At 41.7% G+C, this 25547-nt stretch carries 14 protein-coding genes and 1 pseudogene; 4 read left to right on the top strand and 11 right to left on the bottom strand.

Going from position 1 to position 25547, the window contains the following annotated elements:
• Nucleotides 1-804: 804 nt before the first annotated feature.
• The 11 genes from AC1DO4_RS24420 to AC1DO4_RS24470 all read right to left on the bottom strand — a co-directional run bounded on the left by AC1DO4_RS24420 (nucleotide 805) and on the right by AC1DO4_RS24470 (nucleotide 22181).
• Nucleotides 805-1098 carry a glycoside hydrolase family 32 C-terminal domain-containing protein gene (locus tag AC1DO4_RS24420; RefSeq protein ID WP_477420264.1) on the bottom strand — a complete coding sequence of 98 codons (294 nt, stop codon included), beginning with the start codon at nucleotides 1096-1098 and terminating at the stop codon, nucleotides 805-807.
• A gap of 64 nt (nucleotides 1099-1162) precedes the next feature.
• Nucleotides 1163-3340 (bottom strand): glycoside hydrolase family 3 C-terminal domain-containing protein, encoded by a 2178-nt coding sequence (locus AC1DO4_RS24425; protein WP_477420179.1) that lies wholly within the window; start codon nucleotides 3338-3340, stop codon nucleotides 1163-1165.
• Nucleotides 3341-3534: 194 nt separating this feature from the next.
• Entirely contained in the window at nucleotides 3535-4752 is a 1218-nt protein-coding gene (locus tag AC1DO4_RS24430; protein ID WP_477420180.1) for a glycan-binding surface protein, read from the bottom strand.
• A gap of 31 nt (nucleotides 4753-4783) precedes the next feature.
• Nucleotides 4784-6358 carry a RagB/SusD family nutrient uptake outer membrane protein gene (locus AC1DO4_RS24435; RefSeq protein WP_477420182.1) on the bottom strand — a complete coding sequence of 525 codons (1575 nt, stop codon included), beginning with the start codon at nucleotides 6356-6358 and terminating at the stop codon, nucleotides 4784-4786.
• 11 nt (nucleotides 6359-6369) lie between these two features.
• Nucleotides 6370-9531, bottom strand: a complete 3162-nt coding sequence (locus AC1DO4_RS24440; protein ID WP_477420185.1) for a SusC/RagA family TonB-linked outer membrane protein — start codon at nucleotides 9529-9531, stop codon at nucleotides 6370-6372.
• A 650-nt stretch (nucleotides 9532-10181) separates the two neighbouring features.
• Nucleotides 10182-14309, bottom strand: coding sequence for a hybrid sensor histidine kinase/response regulator (locus tag AC1DO4_RS24445; RefSeq protein WP_477420186.1), 4128 nt, complete (start codon nucleotides 14307-14309; stop codon nucleotides 10182-10184).
• Nucleotides 14310-15119: 810 nt separating this feature from the next.
• A complete protein-coding gene (locus AC1DO4_RS24450; protein ID WP_477420188.1) occupies nucleotides 15120-15761 on the bottom strand; it encodes a TetR/AcrR family transcriptional regulator in 642 nt (213 codons plus the stop codon).
• Between the two features lie 41 nt (nucleotides 15762-15802).
• Nucleotides 15803-16264 carry a hypothetical protein gene (locus tag AC1DO4_RS24455; RefSeq protein ID WP_477420190.1) on the bottom strand — a complete coding sequence of 154 codons (462 nt, stop codon included), beginning with the start codon at nucleotides 16262-16264 and terminating at the stop codon, nucleotides 15803-15805.
• A 59-nt stretch (nucleotides 16265-16323) separates the two neighbouring features.
• Complete coding sequence (locus AC1DO4_RS24460; RefSeq protein WP_477420192.1) at nucleotides 16324-17721, bottom strand: efflux transporter outer membrane subunit; 1398 nt, start codon at nucleotides 17719-17721, stop codon at nucleotides 16324-16326.
• 33 nt (nucleotides 17722-17754) lie between these two features.
• Entirely contained in the window at nucleotides 17755-20916 is a 3162-nt protein-coding gene (locus AC1DO4_RS24465) for an efflux RND transporter permease subunit (RefSeq protein WP_477420194.1), read from the bottom strand.
• A gap of 41 nt (nucleotides 20917-20957) precedes the next feature.
• On the bottom strand, nucleotides 20958-22181 hold the full coding sequence (locus AC1DO4_RS24470) for an efflux RND transporter periplasmic adaptor subunit (protein ID WP_477420196.1): 1224 nt from the start codon (nucleotides 22179-22181) through the stop codon (nucleotides 20958-20960).
• 294 nt (nucleotides 22182-22475) lie between these two features.
• On the opposite strand from AC1DO4_RS24470, the gene AC1DO4_RS24475 reads away from it, so the two are divergent.
• The 4 genes and pseudogenes from AC1DO4_RS24475 to AC1DO4_RS24490 all read left to right on the top strand — a co-directional run bounded on the left by AC1DO4_RS24475 (nucleotide 22476) and on the right by AC1DO4_RS24490 (nucleotide 25505).
• Nucleotides 22476-23180: an SDR family NAD(P)-dependent oxidoreductase gene (locus AC1DO4_RS24475; protein WP_477420198.1), complete on the top strand. Its 705-nt coding sequence runs from the start codon at nucleotides 22476-22478 to the stop codon at nucleotides 23178-23180.
• A 3-nt stretch (nucleotides 23181-23183) separates the two neighbouring features.
• Nucleotides 23184-24152: pseudogene (locus AC1DO4_RS24480) on the top strand (NAD(P)/FAD-dependent oxidoreductase); the annotation flags it as partial.
• Nucleotides 24153-24242: 90 nt separating this feature from the next.
• Nucleotides 24243-24458 (top strand): hypothetical protein, encoded by a 216-nt coding sequence (locus AC1DO4_RS24485; RefSeq protein ID WP_477420266.1) that lies wholly within the window; start codon nucleotides 24243-24245, stop codon nucleotides 24456-24458.
• Between the two features lie 141 nt (nucleotides 24459-24599).
• On the top strand, nucleotides 24600-25505 hold the full coding sequence (locus tag AC1DO4_RS24490) for a helix-turn-helix domain-containing protein (RefSeq protein ID WP_477420200.1): 906 nt from the start codon (nucleotides 24600-24602) through the stop codon (nucleotides 25503-25505).
• Nucleotides 25506-25547: the final 42 nt, after the last annotated feature.

Below are 25547 nucleotides of genomic sequence, written 5' to 3' on the forward strand. Positions count from 1 at the left end.
TTTCGGCTTTGTTTTGTTGTGCAAACTCACCCGCATGCAACTGCCTGATCTGCTTCCTGTTCGTCAGGCCAGAGATTTACCGCCGGCTTCCTTCAGATTCGCAGTCACCCACGACACCCTTGCCTTTGGTTAACGCTTCCAACTATCAAGGCGCGTTCGGGACTCTCACCCTACAGCTTGCGCCCGTGCCGGGCGCACACAAAAAACCCTGTAATCACATGATTTACAGGCTTTTTATGTTATTTGACTATTCAATCAGCGGTGAGGGAGGGATTGGAACCTACCCTAATATATCATTGATAATAAACACTTTAACTAACAGAAAACAATCATTCTACACGAATTATACATTCGATTTTTGACTGTTGTAAATCTTCAATACAAATTTAGAGAATATTCAAGTAAATCACAACCGATCAAGAGGTTAATCGTCGAATATTCGCTCAAAGTATTTCAATACCACATGTGAAGAACTATGCCTATTTGTAATTTTTGCGGCCAGTCAGCCAGAAAATCCTTGACCTGGTTATAATAGATCCCGCTGAATACACGCCTATCCTGATACTGCCGTTCTCCAAGCGAGCCATAAGCTTGGTCCGGAAAAATCTCAGTTAATGGCATTGACGTGGATATTCCGTGAGGTTTGAACAAGCTACTCCGTGCGCTTTGGAGCACCGAGTTGTGTAAGCAATTAAGAAAATCKCAATTAATAATCAATAAATTAATATTCTCAAAGTGTTACGGAATTAGCCGTTTGCTAATTCCGTAACGAAGTGGTCAATGGCTCTGGAATGTCCACTTCAACTACCAAATTGAATACAGACTTGAATAACTTAAATCCCTGATCAAAAAGTCATCATCACCATTAACATGAATTTTATTATAAGGTTTGTTGGGGAAAAATATACTGGTCATTACTGTAAGCCCGCCATCAGCAAACAGTTCAACCGACGAAGCATCAACCACCAATTCAAGAGCCAAACCTTTTTTGCCAGATAAGCGGGGGGCAACATCAAGCTTAACAAAACCTTTCTCAAAACTTACATTACCAGACTGAGTCCTGTCGATATAATATTGATTATCGGCTTTGCTTACCATCTTTCTCAAGGACGGAACATTTTAAATGCGCTCAAATTAACCGCCAGCCAAATGTGTAAGGATTTTATAATTCTACATTTTTACTTACGCGAATATCTCTGGATGAACTGCCTACCAGAATATTATATCGACCGGCATCAACAACCCATATATTCTTTTTTTCAGCATAGTAAGAAAACGAATCCTGATTAAGGGTAACGCTAATCTCTTTGCTTTCGCCAGGTTGCAAAAACACTTTCTTAAACGCTTTTAATTCTTTATCAGGGCGATCAACAGATGGTTTGGCTTGTTTTACGTATAACTGTGCTACTTCAGCACCAGCAAGCTTACCGGTATTTCTTATCATAAATTTAACTACAGCTGTTTTACCGGCACCTTTTTGCACTGTAAGCTTGCTATAGTCAAACGTGGTATATGATAGCCCATGACCAAAAGCAAACTGGGGTTCAATTTTATAAGTATCAAAATAACGGTAGCCTACAAATATGCCTTCGTTATAATGTACGGTGCCATTTACGCCTGGGAATTCACCTAATTTGTGCGCGGGCGATTCTTCCAGTTTTTTAGGGAATGTCATTGGCAACTTGCCGGATGGGTTAACTTCACCAAAAAGAATCTTAGCTAAAGCATTCCCACCTTCCATACCAGGGTACCAGCCTTCAATAATGGCTTTACTTTGGCTCACCCATTGGGTAATATCTATCGGGCCGCCGCCCATTAATACCACAACAGTGTTAGGATTGGCTTTCAGTACGGCCTTAATCAGTTCATCCTGGCCAAAAGGCATATTAATGTTGGGTTTATCAACGCCCTCTGCATCAAAAGCGTTGTCATTCCAGGCATAGTAATCGTAGCCATGCGTCCACCCGCAAAATATGATCGCTGCATCGGATTTGGTGGCCGCATCAACAGCTTGTTGTATTAACTGTGGATCGGCAACGGCGTCTTTTGCTATTTTATAACCCTGGGCATACTGTATGTTTACTGAATTACCCAATAGGTTTTTTAACCCTTGTAGCGGAGTAATTTCATATTTAGCCTTGACTTGTGAGCTACCTCCGCCGAGAGCATTTTCCCGGTCAGCATTATTGCCTATAACGGCTATACTTTTTATTGCCGATTTTTTAAGCGGCAGTACCTGGCCTTCATTTTTCAATAATACAATACCTTCTTCGGCTACTTTTAATGCCGTTTGCTGGTGCTCAGCTGTATTGTAAGCTCCGGGTGCACGTGTTGCGCCACCAAGCATATGGGTTTTGTACATTATCCGCAGTATGCGTCGTACTTTATCGTCAATAAGGGCTACCGGTACTTTGCCGCTTTTAACAAGGCTGATCACGGTATCGCCCATAAAAAACTTATGATAATTGGGGTTGGGCAACATATTCAGATCAGTGCCCATTTCTAGGTCGGTACCATTTTGCAGCGCTTCCATCGTATTGTGCACGGCACCCCAATCGCTCATCAAAACGCCTTTAAATCCCCATTCTCCTTTCAGTATCTTGCTTATCAGGTACGCATTCTCCGTAGCATACTGTCCCCTGAATTTATTATAAGACCCCATCGCAGTATTTACACCTCCAATCGTGATGGCTGCTTTAAAACCCGGCAGGTAAATTTCGCGCAAAGCTCGTTCACTCATCTGAACGTCAACGGTTCCCCGGTCAGCCTCTTCGTTATTGGCGGCGAAGTGTTTTATACAGGCCGATATACCCTGATCCTGTACGCCTTTAATATAACCAACTGCCATTTGCGACACCAGGTATGGGTCTTCGCTCAGGTACTCAAAATTACGCCCGTTTAGCGGTGACCGTATAATATTAATACCGGGGCCCAGTATCACGTCCTTGCCCCTGTACTTGGCTTCGCTGCCCAATACCGCGCCGAAAGCGTACCCTAATGCGGGGTTCCAGGTAGCGGCTAACGTATTACCTGTAGGCAAATAGGTGCCTGCATCGTTAACATTCGCGATTGCATCGTAGCCCCGGCCATGCTCTGACCGCACACCATGTGGCCCGTCAGACATTACGAGTTCCGGGATAGCTAAGCGCTTAACGCCGCCGGATGTAAATGATGAACTGGCATGTATCATGTTCACTTTTTCTTCTAAAGTCATTTTTTTGATCAGCCGGGCGATCTTGACTTCGGTTGTTGGGTTTACCAGGCTTTGCGCTTTGGCTGAGCCTACTGTTAGCAGTGCTAATGCACAGCCTAAAAGACAACTTTTCTGGGTATTGGCCATTCGTTATTAAGTATATGTTTATAATTTATGAGTTACACTGATTTATTTATCCCATTGCGTTTTAAAGCATAATTGTAGCATGATTGGATTGATATGATTACTGTTGTTTATGTTAACAAACTGTGCTCATCGTAAAAAAATGCCAGGGCCCTCTCAAAGGCCCATGGCATCATATAACCAACTAAAACAAGCTTTTATTTAATTTTTACGATTCGGATATTATCAATCGCGGCTTCAAACGAGGCGACGGTTGTTGTTCCATTGTTTACAAAGAAAAAGTTTACGCCACCTGCTCCGCCTGAGCCAAGTAAATCAGTCAGGCTTGCGGCTGGTAAGCCCTTGCTGTCTACAAAGCTTGATAACGGCATGGTTACTGTTTGCCAGCCTTTAGTTGTGAACGCGGTTGTTGAGCCATTGCCTTTTTTCCACGGATTGTAGTTGACGGCATAATTCCATGAATAATCCTTTAAAATCCCGATTGTACCGCCTGTCCAGGGCGTAGTTACCGATATTTCAAACTTTAAAGCATAATTACTCACTGCATCCTGCAGGTTAGCGACAGGCACCCACTGAACCGGATTAAGATTGATTGACCGCGCCCAATTCCACCAGGAACCATCTCCGCCACCAACGTTCGATGCATTCATTATACCATAATTGCCGTTGTTGCCGGGATAAGTTGCCGAATTGTTTGAACTTCCGGATCCCCAGCTGAAATTATTGACGTTATCGTAATTATTCAGCACACCGTCAACAAAATCATGCACCTTATAAACGGTAGCAGCCGAGCCGGTCTTTGTAGTAACCGAAACCGTTCCGCCGGTTTGCGTAACCGCGGCAGGCACAACTAATTTAATGGCTGTACCATCATTTGATGAGGTATAACCGGTTACGGGCAAACCTGCATAAGTTAAACTTTGAACGTAGAAAAAGTTCAACCCGTTGATGGTAACAGAATCTCCGGGATTGGCGTCCTCATTTGAAATACCGAAAATAGTGGGTGCGGGAGCTACAATGGGAAAAGAAAAGCTGGTTTCGCCATGTGTAGTAACATAACGTATGGTATTTAGTTGCTTTGCAGCCACTGTTGGGAAAGCGATGACAGCAGGGATCAATGCGATAGCGCTGGTATCAGAGAACCAGGCGTCATTAAAAGAAGCCGCAACACCATCAAAATAAATATTCAAGGCGCCTTTTAAGTTGTGACCGGAAATAACAACCCACTGGCCGGTGCCAACTTTGCTTAAAAGGGAATCGCCGGGATGTGCAACATAATTGCGTATAGATGTAATTGCAGGCATCCCGGTAGATGACGATGCTTCTTTTTTGCAGCCTGACTGAGCAAAAAGCATCACCGCCGCGGATAAAACAAGCAATAAATGATAGTGGCTTATTTGAAGTAGCTTTTTCATGATTTTTTATTTGGTAAAAAATGATTTGATTTTATTTATAATAGGCCACCGGCGCCTGCAATAATAAGGGGTCGGCAGTTTGGTCATTCGCCGGTATTGGCAGGGTGAAATTTGCAACGGTTGCAGGCGTAATCACCATGGCATTTGGTACAGGTGTTTTTATTCCTGTACCCGGATCATATGAAAACTGCTGCCTGATTTGCTTGTTAAGCGACTTAACCGCTTCCTGCGGATTGTAGTAGGAAAGCCGGACCAGATCAAACCAGTACTGGCCTTCAAATGCCAGTTCTATCCTTCTTTCATTCATCAAAGATGTACTGGTAATGCTGGTTACCGCAGGTACACCCGCCCGTGTCCTTACCGCGTTAAAATATTGCAACGCCTGCCCATTGCTGGTCGAGCTATTGTTACCCATCAACGCTTCCGCATAAATTAAATATACATCAGCCAGGCGCAGTACGGTATTGTGTTCAATGGATGACCATAAGTCCATTGTTGGCGAGTTGTTATCGGCAGCGGTGCCTACAACATGTTTTTTAACATTGCAGCCGCCGGATGTATACCCCCCGCCTGCGGCATTTAATTCGGGATAATAATCGCCGGTCAGCATAAAGGTAGCTTTACGACGGATGGAATCCTGCGGGGTATATAAATTGGCTAAATCGATGGTGGGGCCATAAGCTCCGCCCCAGCCTCCGTTACCGGTTACAAGCAACGAACTCGGCGCAAAAAAAGTTTGAATACTATTGCCGTTACCGTAACCAACGCCGGGGGCCCACTGAAAGGCGAACAAGGATTCGGAATTGTCATTATACTGTGTACGGAAAAGGTTGTAATAACTTGGCAAAAGGCTTAAACCACTTGTTTTGCATACATTACCTGCAAAATATGCGGCGCTGTCCAGGTCAGTTTGGTTCCTGGTACCGTTTTGACCTAAGCCTGCCCGCGTTAAATATATCTTTGCCAGCATTCCCTGTGCCGACCAGGTAGTTACACGTCCGGGCTGATCCGAAGTAGGCAGGTTGGTTACAGCAAACCTTAAATCGTTTATGATGAACTTATAAACATCGGCAAGCTTATGGCGTGGCACCAAAGGGTTCGCAATTAATTTGTCATTATCTTCAATAATAGGTACTGCGCCCCATAACTGGGYGATTTGAAAATAAGCGGTACCCCTTATAAACCTTAACTCGCCAAGCGCCCCGTTTTTACCTTTTACCGATACGCTATCGGGTAATTTTGTATTGATGGCTTTTATGTTGATGTTGCAGTGGGCAACAACATTAAAAAAGCCCTGCCATGCGTTTGCGAGGTCACTATTGTCGCTGGTTAGTGAAAATGTGGTATACTGTACCAGTTGCGGATTATAAGGAGTGAGCATGTTACCGCTCATTACATCGCCAATACCAAGATAACCGAAATTGTTCCAGTTAAACCATGGCTGCGCGTAAATAGCGGCTGTAGCCAGTCTTAAGTCGGCCGCGCTTTTATAAAAGTTATCGGTTGTGATGCCGGTTAAAGGTGGCCTGTTAAGGAATTCCTTTTTGCAACCGTTTGCCACCACAATCACAATTAATAAAGAAATAAATATTTTTAGCTGCTTCATAATAGTAATTTTTAATTATTTAGGGATATGTTGGCTCCAATGGTCAAAACGCGGGGTTGCGCATAATAACCGTTGTCGATACCTGCATTTAAGGGGTTCCACGAACCAATTTCAGGATCGTAACCTGTGTACTTTGTGATAGTAAATACGTTCGTTAAATTGCAGTATATGCGCAATGACTTCAGGTGGATCTTCGACAAAAGAGCTGGAGAGAATTTATAACCAAGCGCTATGCTTTTGCACTTCAAGAAAGACCCGTCTTCGACATACCTGTCCGAAAAGATGGTATTTTGATTGCCGCTGCTTTGGCTGATCCTTGTGATGTTGGTGCCCGGATTAGTAATATAAACGTTGTTAATGTCCGATGCGGAACCGGTTTGGTTAATCAGGCCAATCCTGGAATAATTAAGTACTGATGCGAAATAACCAAAATTCTGATTGGGGTCGTTGCCTGCTACTTTTACGCCGTTATAAACTTTATTACCGTATTCGCCGGTCATAAAAACAGTTAAATCAAAGTTTTTATAAGTAAGGGTATTGGTTATGCCATACTGAAATTTGGGCAGCGGCGAACCTAAATTGGTTTGATCGGAGGCGTCTATTTTACCATCGTGGTTGTTATCTTTAAAAACAACATCGCCTACCCAGACACCGCCTGAGCCCGGCGTAATAGGAATCGGGCCGCCTCCATTTTGCCACACTGCTGGATATTTAGTAAAATCAGCAGCATTTTTGTATATCCCTAATGTTTGATATCCATAAAACTCGCCGATGGAACCTCCTACAACTGTTTTGGAATTAGTACCATAAATGGCTGGTGTTCCGGGTGCCAGCGCCAAAACGGTATTTTTGTTTTGCGAATAAACCAGGTTGGTCCTCCAGTTCAGGTTCTTTGATTTAATGTTGGTGGTTGTCAGCGTAAACTCAAACCCTTTGTTGCTGACAGATCCGATATTAACGTAAGGAGCCCGCACTGCACCTGGCGAATACCCGCCCGCGGCGTAGGTGCCCGAATAGTAAGGCTCGGTAAGGCTTAATAATAAATTATTTGTTTTGCGGTAGTAAACATCGCCGGAAAACTCAATCCTGTTGTTAAAAAAGCTGCCATCCAAGCCAAGGTTGTAGGACTTTGTCGTTTCCCATTTTATATTGGGGTTCCCTAATGTGGCTGTTAGCTGTGAATTGCCTGAAAGCCCTGTAGCCACGGTGGATAACGTTGAGCCGTAAGCGTATTCGGCAATGTTCTGGTTATTTACCAAACCATAACTTGACCTGAGTTTCAAATCGTTTATTGATCTTACACTTTTCAAAAACGTTTCGTGGTTAACTCTCCAGGCAATAGCGCCCGAGTACGAGGTATTCCACCTGTTTGCAGAATCGATCTTTGATGTACCATCCCTGCGGACGGTTGCGGTTATTAAGTACTTATCATCATAAGTAAAGTTTGCCCGGCCAAAATAAGCTTCCAACGCTCCGGCCCCCTTAACGCCGCTGTTAGTTGCGGTAGTTGGGTCGCCGCTGCTTATGGTTGTAACGCTGTTGCTCACGAAATTGGTCCTGCTCGCCGAAACTGAACTGGTGTTGACCTTCTGGGCCTCGTGCCCGGCGGTCGCACTTACGTAGTATTTCTTATTGAACGTATGCTGGTAGGTGAGGTAATTGGTAATGGACTTATAAAAGTTTTGCCCGCTGGTGGTTGTACCCGAATTGGATGTCCTGGTGTATGCCCCCATGGTATAAGTTGGATTAAAATAATCCTCGTTGGCAAAATCAAAATTCCCGGATACTTCATTACGCAGGGAAAGGTCGTTTGTAAACTGAATTTCAGCGTAGGCGTTCCCGATCAACTGGTACCTGCTTTTTACATCAGTTAATATGGTTGCTATCGCAAACGGGTTAACGCCATATGCGCCATATATGTTGGGGTCGTTGCCGCCCCAGGTACCATCCGGGTTTTTTACTTCCACATCAGGCGTTTGGCGCAATGCCTGCAAAATTACGCCGGTGTTGCTTGTGGCTACGTTTTCGGATACGCTGGCAAAAGCCAGGCTTGTGCCTATTTTTAACCAGTTGGTTGTTTTATTATCTAAATTTAATTTAAGTGTACCTCTCTTAAAATCCGAGCCCAACGCTATCCCCTGCTGGGAAAAATAAGTGCCCGATAAAAAGTATTTAGTTTTATCATTGCCGCCGCTGATCGCCACATTATGGTTTTGCTCCGGAGCAGTACGGAACAATGCCTTTTGCCAATTGGTACCGGTACCCATATACTGCGGGTTGGCAAACTGCGGGCGAAGGTCATAACCGATGATGGCCGCCTTTTCATTCATGAACGTAGCGTATTGCCGCAAGTCCATGGTGTTATAATATTTTGGCAGTTTTTGCCAGCCAAAGTAGCCGTCATAGCTTATTGCCGCTGCGCCGGAAGTCCCTCTTTTGGTGGTGATTATCACCACACCATTTGAGGCCTGAGAGCCATAGATGGCGGTAGCAGAAGCATCCTTTAAGATATCGATGGAGGCTATCTGGGAAGGATCGAGCGAAGATAACGGATTAGAGCCATTACCTGAAATTGGCGATTGTGTATTAGGCGGTATCTGTACACCGTCTATAACGTACAACGGCGGTGAACTTGTAAAGCCGCCTACGCCACGTATTTGTATGTTAACATCCCCGCCCGGCTGGCCGGATACCTGTTGTACTATAACGCCGGCTGCTTTACCCTGCAATGCCTGATCGATTGTTGTGGGCTGCGTTTGTACAATATCAGAAGATTTAACAGACGATATTGAACCTGTAAGGTCTTTTCTTGTCGCTCTTCCATATCCAATTACAACTACCTCATCCAGGCCGTTAACGGATGGCGCAAGCGCTACGTTAACTGTCCCCCGCGACCCTACATTTATTTGCTGGGTAGCATAACTGATAAAACTGAATACCAGCACATCGCCCGGTTTTGCGTCGATGGCATAAGTACCGTCGGCACCCGATATCGCCCCGGTGTTTCCGTCTTTAATTTTGATGCTGACGCCGGGAAGCGGCTCTGAATTGTCGGCGCTTGTTACCTTTCCCGTGATCTTTTTGCTTTGCGCATAAGCCGAAAAGCCCAGAAAAACAGCTGCTATAAATAGCAAAATACTGTGTCTTAATTTTTTTTGTAAACTTTTTTCCATTTATAAAGGAATTTTAATAGGAATCAAATAATTGGTTTATTGTACTTGGTTTGGTTGTTAAGTTTTCAGTGTCGCTTTTTCTTCATAATTTATAGGGTGATCTTTATTGGTTTTGAAATTTATTGGTTCGTATTATTTAATGTACCGATCAGGTACGCCACCAAAAAGCTAAGGATACGAGTGTTCGCATATATCAAAAAAGCTTTAAAATTGGAGGCATCCTAAAAGCGGGGCGGTCTTGAGTAAAAGGTTCCCGCAGGGCGAAAAGGTTCAAAAAAAGTTAAACGTTTAAATAGTAATTTTTTAGGCATAATCAAATTAGTTGGTTTATAAATCAGGGCTTGATATAATAAATTGGTCGTATTATATTCCGGTAAAGTTATCGGCAAACTTTAATCGCTGTGGGTTATAATGGGGATGTTTGGTATGAAAAATGCGAATCCGCATAAAACACAAATAACTGAAAACCAGTATTTTAATATTTATTGACGTTAAAAATGGGTGTAAAAGCCCCCTTTGCAAAAGGCGACTTTTTTTCATAACCATAAATTATTGAGAGGAAAAACAACGATTACAGATACGTTCTGTTTTTGTACAGGTACGCGAACCGCCCGTTTTTTTTAAATGATTAGTTTTGAGGTAGAGTGATCTTAGATTTTAATTAGATCCGTATTATCCAAATACTGAGAAGGAGTCACCAAAAACTCTGCTTTAAATACTTTGGAAAAATATTTCGCATCATTGAAACCCACTTCGTAAGCGATCTCGGCTATGGTGAATTGATTTGTCTGGAGAAGTTGTATTGCTCTTTTTAACCTTACTGACTTAATAAACTCAACCGGACTTTTGCCGGAAAGATTAAATACTTTATTGTATAATCCCTTACGGCTCATATTCATTTGGCTGCTTAATAACTCAACCGAAAATCCCTGATTTGGAATATTCGTTTCAATAACAGCCAATAACTTTTTCATGAATTTCACATCAGGAGTTTCTACTTCTAAATCGCCGGGTTTGGCTTCAATTTGTCTTTGATATGTTTCCTTTACTAATTGCTGGTTTTTAAGCAGGTTATGCACTTTAAAACGTAATATTTCAAAATTAAAAGGCTTGGTTAGGTAGTCGTTCGCCCCGGTTCCCAAACCGGCCAGCTGCTTTTCGTCGCCTGTAAAAGCGGTAATTAATATAAATGGTATATGCTCGGTGCGTTTATCGCTACGGATCTTTTTGCAAAAATCAATACCATCAATTTCGGCCATGTTAATATCGCTTATTATCAAATCAGGATGTAATGCCAATGCCTTTTGGCAGCCTTCTTTACCATTTACAGCCTCAACAACAGTATACAATTGCCCGAGATCATCTTTTAGATAAGCCCTGAAATCGGGGTTATCCTCCACAATTAAAATGGTAATATTTTTATTGCGTTTTTCCTGACTTGGTCTGTCGGGTTTAGGAGCTTCCAATCTTTCGGGGGTATTTTCAATACCGGTAAAATTATTTTTATGGGATATCTTTAAGGGCAGCCGCACAATAAAACAACTCCCTTTCCCATGTTCACTTTCAACGGAAATGGCGCCACCCATCAAATCAACAAACTCTTTAGTAATTGACAAGCCAATACCACTTCCCTGGTTAATTAACGAAGCGGGCATGTCACTCTGAAAAAAACGTTCAAAAATTTTATCCTTTTTATCTGCGGGAATACCGACACCCGAATCTATTACCTTAATTTCGAGCAAGGTCATTTCCAAGCTATTGGATTCCAACAACTTTGCTTCAACTGCTACATTACCAAAGTCGGGGGTAAACTTAAATGCATTTGAAAGCAGGTTAAAAAGTATTCTTTCAATTTTATCCTGATCAAAAAAAGCAAATCCCGAACCAGTATCACACTTAAATGAAAAACTGATATTTTTTTTATCCGCCAGATCGGTAAATAAATCGCTTGCTTCTTTAATAATTTTAATGATATCAGCTTCACGCAGGTCAAGCTGAAGTTTTTTTACTGCCATTTTACTAAAATCCAATAGCTGGTTAATCATATTAAGCAGCCGCTTAGAATTTTCGTGGATCAATTGAAGCTTTCGCCGGCTATAATTATCATCAGCCTGTTTTAACAATTTTTCAACCGGCGCCATAATCAGGGCGATAGGCGTTCTGAATTCGTGACTAACGTTGGTAAAAAAATCTATTTTCATTATATCCAGCTCGTGCTTATCCTGCGCTTCCTTTCGCACGCGCTCAATCTCAAACCGCGTTTCTATTTTTTTAATGCCTTGTTTGCGGATGTAATACAAGATCCCAAGAATGGAAAATATATAAATAACATAGGCGATTGGCGATTTCCAGAACGGGGGCAACACTTTTATATTTAAGGTCAAATCGTTGGTGTTCTGTATCCCCATAGCGTTTGAGGCCCTCACCCGGAACACATAATTCCCAGCGTCCAGGTTGGTATAGGTAGCTTTTCTGATCCTCGTATCGCTGGTTATCCAGTCCTTATCAAATCCATCCAATTTGTATTCAAGTTTAGATTTACCCGGACTGAAAAAGTTCAGATCAGCGAATTCTATTGAAAAGGCGCTTTCATTGTATTTTAAAGTTATGTTTTTGGTTTCCGTTATAGATTTTGAAAGTGCAACATGCCCGTTTAAGATGTCTCCTGCATTTATACTCTTGTTAAAAAGCTGAAAATCAGTTAAGATTAAATTGGGAGCTCCTTTGTTCAATTTTATCGATGAAGGGTTAAAAATATTAAAGCCGTGTGGCCCTCCAAAAACGAGTTCGCCGCTTTTTGTCTTTAGCGATGCATTTTCATTAAATACACGCCCTTGTAAACCGTCGGTTTCGTTATAGTTCTCAAACCGAAATTTCAATTTTCCATTTTGTTGTTTTACTATAATGTTCGACAATCCATTGGGTGTGCTTACCCACATATTATGGTTATCGTCTTCTAATATATCCAGAATCGCGTTATCGGGTAGTCCGTCTTCTTTCCTGAGATTTGTGAATTGCCTTTTTGATCTATCAAAAATACTTAAGCCATTGCGGGTAGCTATCCAGAAAAGATGCCTGGAATCTTCGGTTAAATTGGTAACGTTATCGTTGATCAGGCTATTGCCTTTTTTCGGGTCGGCTAAATAATAAGTGAATTTATGAGATCTATTCAGCAAGACATTGATCCCGTAAGAAGTGCTGATCCATATATTCTGATCTTCATCTTCTGCCAAACCTGATATATAGTTATTTAGAATAGAACCGGGATTATCTTTTTTATAATGTTTAAAGGCTTGGCTGCCATGTTCTAATAAATTAAGCCCGCCGTTAAGCGTCCCTATCCACAAGCGATGAGAAGAGTCTTCCATGATCTCATAGATGCTATTATCAGATATACTGTTGGGGATAGCATCGTTGTGACGGTAATGCGTGAAAGTCTTGCCGTCATAACAATCCAACCCGCCAAAATAGGTACCAATCCATAGCTTATTTTCATGGTCTACACATAAACTAACAATAACGTTATTGGCTAAACTATTAGCATTGGCTGCATTGTGCAGAAAACTGGTAAAAGTGCCGTCTTTTCTGTTAAAATAAATAAGGCCTTTACCATTAGTGCCTATCCATAAGTTGCCTTTTTTATCTTCAGCAAACTTATTGATGTCATCATAACCTATGCTGGAGGGGTCGGAGGAATAATGTTTATACAAGGGGAACTTGATAATATCCCCATGATAATAACTGATACCCTCTTTAACAGTACCTATCCAAACAATTCCTGTATTATCTTTAAAAAGTGATATTGTAGCGTTTTGGGCTAAGCTTTTATTATTGTCTTCCCTTTTTACCAAATATTGAATGGTGAAGCCATTTTTATTCAGAAGATTGATCCCGCCATTATCCGTGGCAATCCAGATCGTATTTTTGTCATCCTGAATAATATTAGTAACAACATCGGAATTTAAGTGACTGCCAGCAGAAGTTGTATTGATGTGTTTAACGATATTACGTTTTAAATTCAGATAATATATGCCGTGCGGATTATTTACATTGAACACCCATAAATCGTTCTGGCGGTCAATAAAAATCCTAAACGTACTTTGTTCATTGCTGAATATTTTGTTAACGGCGTATATTCTCTGATCGATTTTATTGGAATGATGATTTATCTTTTCAATAATTCCGTTTTGATAGATCAATAAAATATCACCATTTAAATCCTCCGATAGATCTGTCGGGTTGTTAGCATAAAGCGAAGTGGCATCGCTGGTTTTATGCTCAAAATGTATTGTTTTTTTCGTGTTGGGATTATATTTATAAACACCAAGCATGGGATGCAGGAACCAAAAATTGCCGTACCTGTCTTTTTTTATGTTGTTGATTGAATTACCCGGGATGGAGATATTAGATAATGTACGGTTAATATTTCGTTCGAACCGCTCGGTCAGCGGGTCATACACATTAAGCCCATTACGTGTTTGTACCCAAAGCTTATTGAAAGGGCCCTCCATGATGTTTATGATAAAATCATCACTCAACGATGTGGTGTCACGGATGTTATTTTTGAATATTTTGAATTTATAACCATCGTACCTGTTCAGGCCAGCCATGGTCCCAAACCACATAAACCCTTTAGTATCCTTATAAATGCAATTTACCTGATTGTTGGAAAGCCCATTGGTAATATCTAAATGCGAAAATTGGTACTGACTGTTTTGCGCGGTAGCTGTTTTTATGACGCATACTAAAATAGCCGTTACAAATAAGTTTAAACGCATTGTTTGAACTGGATATAAAAGGAAATAACATTATGGGACTGGCTGACTAATATAGCGTAATTAAACTGGATGTGAAGTGGTAAAATGTGAAGCTTTGTTGGGGTTGACGTCTTGATTCCGCGTGCCTTGATCAGTTGTTCCGAAATTGGTTCAATGTTCCAGTGTCCATTACAGAGGGTGCTCGAACCAAAATGTGCCTCTATTTGCTTTAAACTTATATTTAAATTTGGTAGAAAATTAAAAATGGGCTTAGCGGACATACTAAGGCAATCTGCTCCCGACAGTGGGTGTTTTCCGAACCAATTCATTGAAAAATTAAGAAGAATTGGAAATTTAGTGGAGAATTTTTCAACTATTTAAACCACTAAGCTATTTATCTGCGATTTTTTAAAAGAGATTTATCACCTATCAACATAACGAACTGCCGGTTTGTGATTCCCCAATTTTTATAGCTAATGGCCATGCTACCTGCAAGGCGATAGGCCAATGCCATATTCACCAGTTGAGCAACTAACAGCGCGAATCCGGGATAAATGTCAAGGGCAGGTGAGCCAAATAAAAAAAAACAAAAAAACCGCCTGTTTATGTACCCTTTACATTTATCCCAGCGATTAGCTATCTTCGCGTCGCTGGTGTAATTGGGATGCCTTTCTTTTCATCAGCAACGGAAAAGGCAATTCGGTTATTAACGCAGTGAATTTCTGGGTTGCAGTGTGGAGATGAAGCTTGCGGCATAATGCAACCGGGAGGGGAACGCTCTCGGTGTAATGCAGTCACGGTACTTCAAATCATTTTGTGTTTTTATCATTATTAACCATCCCAAAATGGGTGCATTTGGTATTGATCAAGAAACAGCGGCCCTCCTTGCTGATGTTTATACTTATTCAAAAGTGATAATCCTTTTGCGGTAAGCATGCCATTGATCAGGTATCCGAACACTATTTCCGGATGATCGCTTATACGAGGCAGGTTAGGGTTCAGAATAACAGTAAAGCTTTCCAAAAGGAATTCGGTAATGGTCTCAAAGTTGAAATCATCCTGGTACAAATCGCTTTTAACGCCGCAAGCCATATTGGCTTTAATTATCTCAGTCAAATAGCCATACTTGTGTGCATTGAATTTTTTGAAGGCATCCGGATGGTTGTTTTCCAGATCACGTATTAAAGCCGGATAAAGTGTTTTATAAAATTCTTTTGAATAGATCATAATAAAAAACAACTCCAGTATCGCATCACTGTTTTTTGCCTTTAATGATTCGCAACGGGTAATATTGACAGCAATTTCCTTTTCGACAAGTGCCGTAACCAGGTTATCTTTATTGCTAAAAAAGTGATAAATAGTTTTTTTGCTGATGCCCAAACTACTTGCAATTTTGTCCATGCTAATGCTGCGGATACCGTACATGATAAAAAGATCATGTGCTTTATCGGCTATTTTTTGTGCTATATCCATAAAATTAATTTGAGGTATTGTCCATAAATCCAAAAGCAGACTTAATGATCTTTTGCCGAAACCCCCTGCTGGTGATACCTGGCCAGCAGGGACCATTTTACATCGCTCAACTCTGTTGCGAATTCGTTTACCAGAAACCTGGTGAAAATGAATGGAAAATTAGCTTCGCCGGGAACGCCTTTATATTGAATACAAAGCTTACAGTAGTAAAGGAACTTTTCAAGTACCGATCTGCGATCATCATAATACATGCCATACCAGGTTTTTACAGCCCGGCAAATACGCCTGGCAAAGACCTCGTCATTAAAGGGTTTCCCTATTACAACGCTTACTAACACCTCGTCTGTTAGCGTGTGTTTAGCATACCGTATGTTGAGATACCCACCGAATTCGCGGTTTTTGTAAAGTTCATCAAGCTTTACTTCCAGGCACCGCCGCAGGTTCTCAGACATATTGATGTACCGGTACCTTTCTGCAGAAGTTAAATAATGTTCTGGTTTCATAACAGAGTGTTTTAAACAATTAATTTGAGCTCTCCAAGATGCCTTATTCTATAGCAGGCTTATTTCCATCCGCCACCCAAGCTTCTGTACAGCGTTACTAATGATGTGAGTTGCTGCAACCTGTCGTTTACGCTGCTTAACTGCGCGGATAAATAGTTCTGCTCAGAGGTCAATACATCGGTATAGGTTACATAACCGTTTTTAAGCAGTTCGCGGTTGTAATCCACCGACCTGAACCAGGCATCCAATTGCAGCTTACGGGTTAAGGCTTTATCTTCAACTGTCTTGTAGCTGTATAAAGCGTCAGAAACCTCACGACCGGCATCCAGCACGGTTTGCTGAAATGTTGCTACGTTCTCTTCATATTGCGCTTTGGCAAGCTGCAGCCGCTGTTTGTTAAGGCCTTTATTGAATATGGGCTGGGTCAGGTTCCCTACAACATTGCCAAAAATGGTGGCGCTTTTAAACAGATCGCCAACGGTTGATGACTGCCAGCCGCCCTGTGCAGTAATACTAAGTGAAGGATAAAAGTAAGCGCGGGCTACATTGATCTGCTCAAAGTAGTACCTCACATTGTACTCAGCCTGCTGTACATCGGGGCGATTGCTGAGCAATTGTGCCGGCACACCGGTTTGTAATGTGGTATCTACCTGCTGCGCATCAAGCGCGTTTCTTTCCACCGGGCCCGGATGCCTTCCTAACAAAACACATAAGGCATTTTCAGTTTGGCGAATATTATTTTGCAGGTCGGGTATAGTAACCTCGGCCGCGTAACGGTTGGCTTCGCTTTGCGCAACCGACGCCTCATTTACACGGTTAGCTATTTTTAATGCTTTATTTGTTTCTACATCTTCTTTACGGTTTGCTATTGTTTGCTGGGTTATAGCTAACTGTTTATCGTAAGCCAAAAGGTTATAATAATTGGTGGCGATATCGGCAATCAGTTTGGTTTGCACAGCGCGCTGGTAGGCATTGCTCTGTAAAAGCAATGCAAGCGAACCTTTTTTGGCACTGTTTAATTTACCCCACACATCTATTTCCCAGCTTGCGTTGCCTGTTACCGCGTAAACATTTTCTGGCGTAAAGCCCAAATTTCCACCCTGTGTAGCAGCAACTTTTTGTTTGGTGTATTGCGGGCCAACACTTAAGGTTGGCAAAAACGCCGCTTTGGCTTGGCGTAAATTGGCATCAGCTTGTTTGATACGCGCAACGGCTATTTTCAAATCGTAGTTATTGGTAATACCTTCCTGTATCAAAGTCTGCAATTGGGCATCCTTAAACATTTGTTTCCATGATAAATTGGCAATAGTGGTTGTATCCGTAGTAATTTCGGCCCGATATAGGCTATCTGTTTTAGCGTCGGGGCGAGTATAAGCCTGCCTTAGTTTACAGGCAGGCAATAGCAGTACAGCCGCTGCAATTACAGCAGCTGTACGGGTAAAATATTTTAAGTTCATAAATATGTTGTGTGTTTAAATAATTAATGGTCATTAATTCAATGCGGGTGTTGCCGGATGGGGCCTTTCGGTTGCCTCACCAGGCTTCTTTTTTCTGCCGAATTTTTCCTGTAATGTTTGAAAAATGATATACAGAACCGGGATAATAAATACACCAAATATGGTTCCTACCAGCATCCCCCCTACAGCGCCGGTGCCAATCGAGCGGTTACCGGCAGCTCCAACACCTGATGACAGCATTAGTGGAAATAAGCCTACGATAAAGGCAAGTGATGTCATTAGTATCGGGCGCAAACGTGCAGTGGCGGCCTCAATTGCGGCGGCAACGATGGTCATGCCTTTCTCCCGTCTTGCAACGGCATACTCTACGATCAGGATGGCATTTTTAGCAAGCAAACCAATCAGCATCACTACAGATATCTGCATATATATATTATTATCTATACCCATGATTTTGGCAAAGAGATAAGTGCCAAACAAGCCCACAGGCAGCGAGAATAATACAGCAAACGGTATAATGTAACTTTCATAAAGCGCGCTCAGCAAAAAGAACACGAATACGAGGCAAAGGATATAGATGAAAACTGTTTGTCCACCTGAATTCACCTCTTCACGTGATAAACCCGAGTAGTCGAAGCTGTAACCGGCGGGCAGGGTTTTAGCCGCGGTTTCCCGCACAGCGGCAAGGGCATCGCCACTGCTGAATCCAGGTTTTGGACTGCCAATTACAGATATATTGTTGTACAAGTTGAATCTTGATAAACTTTGTGGCCCGTTAACTGAAGTAAGCGTAACAAATTCTGATACAGGCGCCATGTTACCGGCAGCATTTCTGACATAAATGTTATTCAGGCTTTGTGAATTGCTCCGATATTTAGCATCTGCTTGCACCATAACCCGGTATTGTTTGCCAAACTGGTTAAAGTTAGAAGCATATATACCCCCATAATACCCCTGCATGGTTGCCATCAGATCACTGGTTAAAATGCCGGCTTCTTTTGTTTTGGCTACGTTGATATTCATTAAATATTGCGGGTAGTTAGGGTTGAACCCCGTAGCCCCGTATAAAATTTCTGGACGTTGGTTTATTGCGCCCAGGAAGCCGCCGGCTACTTTACTGAAGTTTTCTATACTGCCACCTGTTTTATCCTGCAATTCAATAGTAAAACCGCTTGAATTACCAAAGCCGGGCACGGTAGGCGGTGCAAAGAAAATGATCCTGGCATCTTTTATCCCGGCTGTCATGCCAAATAACTGGCCAATTACATCATCAACTTTTACACCCTTTCTTTCGTCCCATGGCTTTAGTTTAAACACCATCAACCCAAAGTTACTCCCGGTGCCGTTGATAATGCTTTGCCCGGTTATTTTTGCCCGGTTGGCAACAACCGGTATTTTTTTAGCCATGTTGTCTACCATGTTGGCAACCTCCATGGTTTTTTCAAGAGAGGTACCCGGAGGTAAGCTGATATCGGCGAAAATGGTCCCCTGATCTTCATTGGGCACAAAACCGCCTGGCGATGTTTTCATAAAGAAAACAAGTAACACCGTAAATAAAACTACCGCAGATGGAATGATCCATTTTTTGCGGCTTAAGAAGCCTATCGACCTTTGGTATTTACCCTTCAGGGCATCAAAACCGGTATTAAAAGCCATATAAAACCTTTGCAGCAGGCTTTTCCGGGTTCCATCATGTTCTTCATGTGGCTTTAAAAACAAGGCGCACAATGCCGGACTTAGTGTTAAAGCATTGACAGCCGAAATGACAATTGCCGAAGCCAGGGTTAAACCAAACTGTTTAAAAAACACACCCGAGCTGCCACTGATGAAAGAAACCGGTATAAACACAGCGGCCATAACCAACGTAATAGCTACAATGGTTCCACCCAGTTCGCTCATGGCATCAACAGATGCATCGTACGCCGATTTATAACCCTCATCAAGCTTGGCGTGCACTGCTTCAACTACAACGATGGCATCATCTACCACAATACCAATGGCCAGCACCAGGGCAAAAAGCGTGAGCAGGTTAATGGTAAAGCCAAACAGGCTGAGGCAGGCAAACGTACCGATGATAGATACCAATACCGATATACCGGGTATCAGGGTAGAGCGAAAATCCTGTAGAAATATAAAAACGACAATAAAAACCAAAATATAGGCTTCTATTAAAGTATGAACCACTTTTTCTATAGATGCACTTAAAAAATCATTCGCATTCAGCAAGGGCACATAACTTACACCTTTAGGAAAAGACGCTGAAGCTTTGTCCAGGGTGGCTATAGCATCTTTAATAATAGCCTGGGCATTGGAGCCCGCGGTTTGGCTTATAGCAATAACCGTTGCGGGCTGATCATCTGTATTCATGGTTGATGAATAGGTGAGCGAGCCCATTTCCAGCCTTGCAATATCCTTTAAGCGTAATAACTGGCCGTTGGTTTTGGCGCGCATAATGATATTACCAAACTGCGCGGTATCTAACAACCGGCCGGTATATTTAATAGTGTATTGAAAAACCTGGTTGCTGTTTTCGCCGAATTTACCAGGTGCGGCATCGAAGTTTTGTTCTGCAAGGGCGTAATTCACATCGGCAGGAGTTAAACCGTAGGTAGCCATGACATCCGGCTTAAGCCAAACACGCATCGAATAGTCTTTGGTACCAAATGAAACCACACTGCCCACGCCATTTATCCGTTTAATTTCTGGTATCAGATTGATGTTGGCGTAATTGCTTAAAAATGTTTGATCGTACGACGGATTATCACTTTTAAGCGCGAAGATCAGCAGGTTACTGCTTTGTTGTTTATCCACCGTTACACCTGCTTTGGTTACTTCGGCGGGTAATAAATTAGTTGCCCGCTGAACCCTGTTCTGCACATTTACAGCGTTGATATCGGCGTTTGTACCTAATTTAAAGTACACGGTTATGGTAGCGTCGCCATCATTAGTGGCTGTAGATGTCATGTAGGTCATTCCTTCCACACCATTGATCTGCTCTTCCAGTGGTACAATAACGTTTCTTTGAATTACATCCGCGCCCGCACCGGTATAAGTAGCTGATACTTTTACAGTGGGCGGGGCAATTTCGGGGTATTGGGTAACCGGCAGGCCTAAATAGGCCAATACGCCCAGTATTACTATGATTACCGATATAACGGTAGATAAAACCGGTCTTTTGATGAATATTTTAAGCATGATATTTTAAAGTTTTGAGTGAACCATTAAAGTAAATTGGCCTACTTATGGCTGGTAGTTGTAGTTACAGGTTTGCTGGCGGCTGCGTACAGGCTGTCGGTATTGGCAGGCAGCGGTTTAATAGCCATACCTGGCTTTAGGTTGCCTACCCCTTCTACTACCAGTTTATCGCCTTTTTTAAGGCCGCTTTCTACTACATATAAATTCCCTATAGGATTTGCAGATACCCGTATCCCGGTATTTACGGTACTGTCCTTACCGCTTAGGGTATACACAAATTTTTGACCCTGCATATCATAAGTGGCATTTTGAGGGATGAGCAGGGCATTCTCCATGTTAACGGGTATTTTAATGGTAGCACTGCTGCCGCTGCGTATCAACCCAAGTGTATTAGGGAAATTAGCCCGGAAACTTACCGACCCGGTTTCAGTACTGATCAGGCCACTTGCGGTAACAACCCTTCCTTTTGCCGGATACTCCGTGCCATCAGCCAGTATCAGTGATACATCGGCCATGGTAGCAAGTTTTTCTTTGATAGTTGTGCCTTTTACCGTTCTTGAAAATTCAAGCAATTGTTTTTCATTCAAAGAAAAGTATACATAAATATTATTGGTGTTGTAAACCGTGGTCAACGGGTTTGCCGATGTACTGCTTACCAAACTGCCAACTTTATAGGGTATGCTTCCGATAACGCCGTTAGATGGGCTTGTTAAGTAGGTATAACCAACGTTTACTTTGGCGTTAACCAGATCCGCCTGCGCCGATGCCAGGGAAGCTTTTTTAGAATTTAAGGTGTACTGCTTTGATTTTAGTTCATAATCGCTTATGATCTTCCGCTCTACCAGGGGCCTTACCTTTTCTACGTCCATTTCTGCAGTCTGAACGTCGGCCTCTGCTATCTTAACAGCTGCAGCAGCAGTTCTTACAGCAGCTTCGTATTGCGGATTTCGTAATTCAAACAGTGGCTGGCCTTTATGCACGGTTGCACCCTCATCTACAAATATTTTCTGGATAAAGCCATCAACTTTAGGGCGTATTTCAACATTCTGTTCGCCTTCTATAGTGGCAGGGAAGCTGTAAAAAATGGTGGCTGGGCCCGCATATACTTCTGCAGATTTATAAGGCGCAGGCCCGGTTGGTCCTCCGGGGCCGCCTGCGCCGGGGCCACCGGCTGCCGGCCTTCCCCCGCACGAGGTGAGTGCTACTAATCCTATTGAAAATTGAAAAATTAGCAGTATCGTATTGGTTTTTATTGACATTTTCATACTGATGAGCATTAATTGTTGTGATTATTTAAAGTGTTTTCTTTTAATTAATGGCACAAAGTTGAGGGTTAAACCATCGTTAAAAAATGTCTGTATGGAGGGAAAGTATGTGTATATGTCGCATTAACAGTAAATATGGTCAAGAAATAAGTTTTTTACATTTCTCTGTCAATCAACTACTTGCCTATATTAAAATGAGCCATTTAGACATATTCTTACCACATACAGACATGGGTACGCGCCCTCTTAATACCAATATTTGCATTGGTTTTACAAGCAGATAATCTTTATAACATGTCATTAAAAAATAAAGTCGCGGTTTTAACGGGAAGTACGGGCGCGATAGCCATAAGCATTGCGCAAATGCTGCTGAAGGAAAATGCAATTGTTATCGTACCGGCAAAAAGCGCAAAGGATCTGTTATGGATCAAACAAATTGAGGAGGTTACCGGCAGCGGCTCTATCATTACCCTGCTGACGGATTATCCCGATTTCTATAGGGCGAAAGAAATTACCGATGACATCATCGAACGTTTTGGCAAAATAGATCTGAGTATTGCCTGTTTTGAAGGTTCTGCCCTCAGTCAGCCGCTTACCCAGGTAGAAATTACTGATTGGGAGCACACTATGGAACAAAATATGACCGCTTTTTTTGTTGCCGCGAGGTTATCCTTTAGCAGTATGAAAAAATCCAGGCATGGTATGTTCATCAGCATCGATTTCACCGGCCATACTATAAAGACTACAGGGGCGAAACTTGCCCGCTTATCGCTATGCATGCAAAAAGAAATGGCCAAAATGTTTTATGAAGAGATAAAGGGTACCAATATGAAATACTATCATTTGTATGTGGACCCTGATAAAAAAAACTACAAGACGCAAAATAATTATATCCATCCGGATGAGCTGGGAGCATTGATACTGGATCTGTATGACGGCAATACAAAAGGCAACGAAGTCCTATTTCAATGGATGCATAACAAACACATTAATCAATAAACTATGGAGCAGCAACAAAAGAAGGTAGTGATAATAGGCGGTGGCTTTGCGGGGTTAAACCTGGCTAAAAATCTATTAAAAAACCAAGGTTATCATATTACACTGATTGACAGAAATAATTATAATTTTTTTCCGCCGTTGCTATACCAGGTGGCTACCGGCTTTTTAGAGGTTTCCAATATAAGCTATCCTTACCGAAAATTGCTGCAAGGTAAAAAGAACATTAACTTCTATTTGGGTCGGCTGGTTGAAATTTTGCCGGCGGAGAATAAAGTGTTACTTGATGTAGGTGAGATGGATTTTGATTACCTGGTTTTAGCTACTGGAACTAAAAGCAATTATTTTAATCAAAAAAACATCGAAGCAAATGCGTTACCCATGAAGACATTAGATGATGCGATCAATATGCGTAATTATTTGCTTCTGCAAATTGAAAAGGCTACCAGGGTAACTGATATTGTAGAAAAGAAAAAGTTAACTACTACTGTTATTGTTGGTGGCGGGCCAACCGGGGTAGAAATAGCAGGTATGTTTGCCGAAATGGCAAAAAGCATTTTTCCAAAAGATTATCCTGAACTTATTGATCATGCCGGCGGTATTTATTTAGTAGATAGTCATCGCACTTTGCTATCTGCCATGAGCGAGCCTTCGCAAACCTATACTTATAGCAAATTACAGGATATGGGTGTAAATATCAAGTAGGGCACGCGCGTAAGAGATTATGTAAATGATACGTTAATGCTGTCTACGGGTGAAGTTATATCCACTGGAAATTTAATATGGGCAGCAGGTGTTACCGGCGAGGTATTTCCGGGTATTCCCCAAAGCTCCTATGGAAATGGGAACCGTTTAAGTGTTAATGCACACAATGCTGTAAACGGGTTTTTTAACATTTTTGCTATCGGTGATATTGCCTTGCAAACCAGCGATCTAAACTATCCCAATGGCCACCCGCAGGTAGCACAGGTAGCTATGCAGCAAGGTAAAAACCTCGCCCATAATTTTATGGCTATTTACAATAACGATCCCCTTAAACCATTTACTTATTTTGATAAGGGATCGATGGCTATAATTGGCAGTAACAGAGCGGTTGCAGATATGCCAAAGCTAAAAATGCATTTTAAAGGATTTTTTGCCTGGGCAATGTGGCTGTTTATACATTTAACTTATTTAGCAAATCATCGTAACCGTATTAAAACCTTCTATAACTGGATGCTGGCCTATATTACTAAGGACCAGGTGTTGCGCATGATCATCAGGCCATCTTCAAAAACTTAACTTGTCGTTATCGCCTTATTTGTGATTAGCTTATTAAAATACTTAGGTATCTATCAAAATTCTATAAATAAGGATGAAGAAAACCCTGAATTAATTTAATTAATTTGGGGTTTTTATTTGGGTTAATCGCCAGTTAGGTTTATGAAAACAGACACCCCTTCAATTCATACTTATACCATTAGTGATGTTAGCATTGATGCAGGCCGAAAGGATTTTGCTAAAGATTTTCTGATTTTCAGGAATGATCAATTGAAATCCGGAGAAGAAAATTTTGGGAAGCCTTTACGTTCCGATCACTTTTCAATCGGGCTGGTAATTACAGGAGAAGGGCATTTTCAAGTTAACCTCGTTAATTACCATATAAAAAAGAACAGCCTTCTGATTATTCCTTTCAATGTTATCCATCAGCTTCAGAAAGTTAACGATGAATTCACTGTAATAGTGGTTAACTTTTCACATGATTTTTTAACACAGGCCCGTTTTAGCGAAAAACATATACCGTCTTTTGATTTTTTCTCCTCGCAAAACAATCCCTATTTAAAGCTGCAGGAGGAAGAAGCAGATGCATTACATAGCCTAATGAAAATGTTGCATAAATTGGATGAACCGGAATATGAGCATCCATTTAAAACGGAGATAATTCATCATGGCTTTAATATTTTTATGTTTGAAGTGGCTGCTTTATTTAAAAAATACCGGCCAAATAAACAGGTACAACTAACCAGAAAAGAAGAGATATTATCATCGTTTGTAAAATTGCTTTTTCAGCATTTCAAGGAAGAACGCGGGGTACAATTCTATGCGGATGCGCTGTATTTAACACCTAAGCACCTTACTAAAATGGTGAAAGAACTAACGAATAAAACCTGCGGTGAAATGATTGATGAAATTGTGATAATAGAGGCAAAAATAATGCTGGATGATCTGGGCCTGTCAGTTTCAACTGTTGCCCAACAACTACAGTTCAGCGATCAGTTCTTCTTTAGCAAATTTTTCAAAAAACATACAGGCATTAATCCAAGTAAGTATAAGGGCGCAATAAAATAAGATTTGTCAACGCCAATGTGCCAGGAATACCCACAACGCTCC

Source organism: Mucilaginibacter sp. P5_A6, from assembly GCF_056400585.1.

Bases quoted from the DNA above. Each gene is read 5' to 3' on its own strand.
- AC1DO4_RS24420 (WP_477420264.1), bottom strand. From the start codon at position 1,098: ATGGTAAGCAAAGCCGATAATCAATATTATATCGACAGGACTCAGTCT.
- AC1DO4_RS24425 (WP_477420179.1), bottom strand. From the start codon at position 3,340: ATGGCCAATACCCAGAAAAGTTGTCTTTTAGGCTGTGCATTAGCACTG.
- AC1DO4_RS24430 (WP_477420180.1), bottom strand. From the start codon at position 4,752: ATGAAAAAGCTACTTCAAATAAGCCACTATCATTTATTGCTTGTTTTA.
- AC1DO4_RS24440 (WP_477420185.1), bottom strand. From the start codon at position 9,531: ATGGAAAAAAGTTTACAAAAAAAATTAAGACACAGTATTTTGCTATTT.
- AC1DO4_RS24445 (WP_477420186.1), bottom strand. From the start codon at position 14,309: ATGCGTTTAAACTTATTTGTAACGGCTATTTTAGTATGCGTCATAAAA.
- AC1DO4_RS24450 (WP_477420188.1), bottom strand. From the start codon at position 15,761: ATGGATATAGCACAAAAAATAGCCGATAAAGCACATGATCTTTTTATC.
- AC1DO4_RS24455 (WP_477420190.1), bottom strand. From the start codon at position 16,264: ATGAAACCAGAACATTATTTAACTTCTGCAGAAAGGTACCGGTACATC.
- AC1DO4_RS24460 (WP_477420192.1), bottom strand. From the start codon at position 17,721: ATGAACTTAAAATATTTTACCCGTACAGCTGCTGTAATTGCAGCGGCT.
- AC1DO4_RS24465 (WP_477420194.1), bottom strand. From the start codon at position 20,916: ATGCTTAAAATATTCATCAAAAGACCGGTTTTATCTACCGTTATATCG.
- AC1DO4_RS24470 (WP_477420196.1), bottom strand. From the start codon at position 22,181: ATGAAAATGTCAATAAAAACCAATACGATACTGCTAATTTTTCAATTT.
- AC1DO4_RS24475 (WP_477420198.1), top strand. From the start codon at position 22,476: ATGTCATTAAAAAATAAAGTCGCGGTTTTAACGGGAAGTACGGGCGCG.
- AC1DO4_RS24485 (WP_477420266.1), top strand. From the start codon at position 24,243: ATGGCTATAATTGGCAGTAACAGAGCGGTTGCAGATATGCCAAAGCTA.
- AC1DO4_RS24490 (WP_477420200.1), top strand. From the start codon at position 24,600: ATGAAAACAGACACCCCTTCAATTCATACTTATACCATTAGTGATGTT.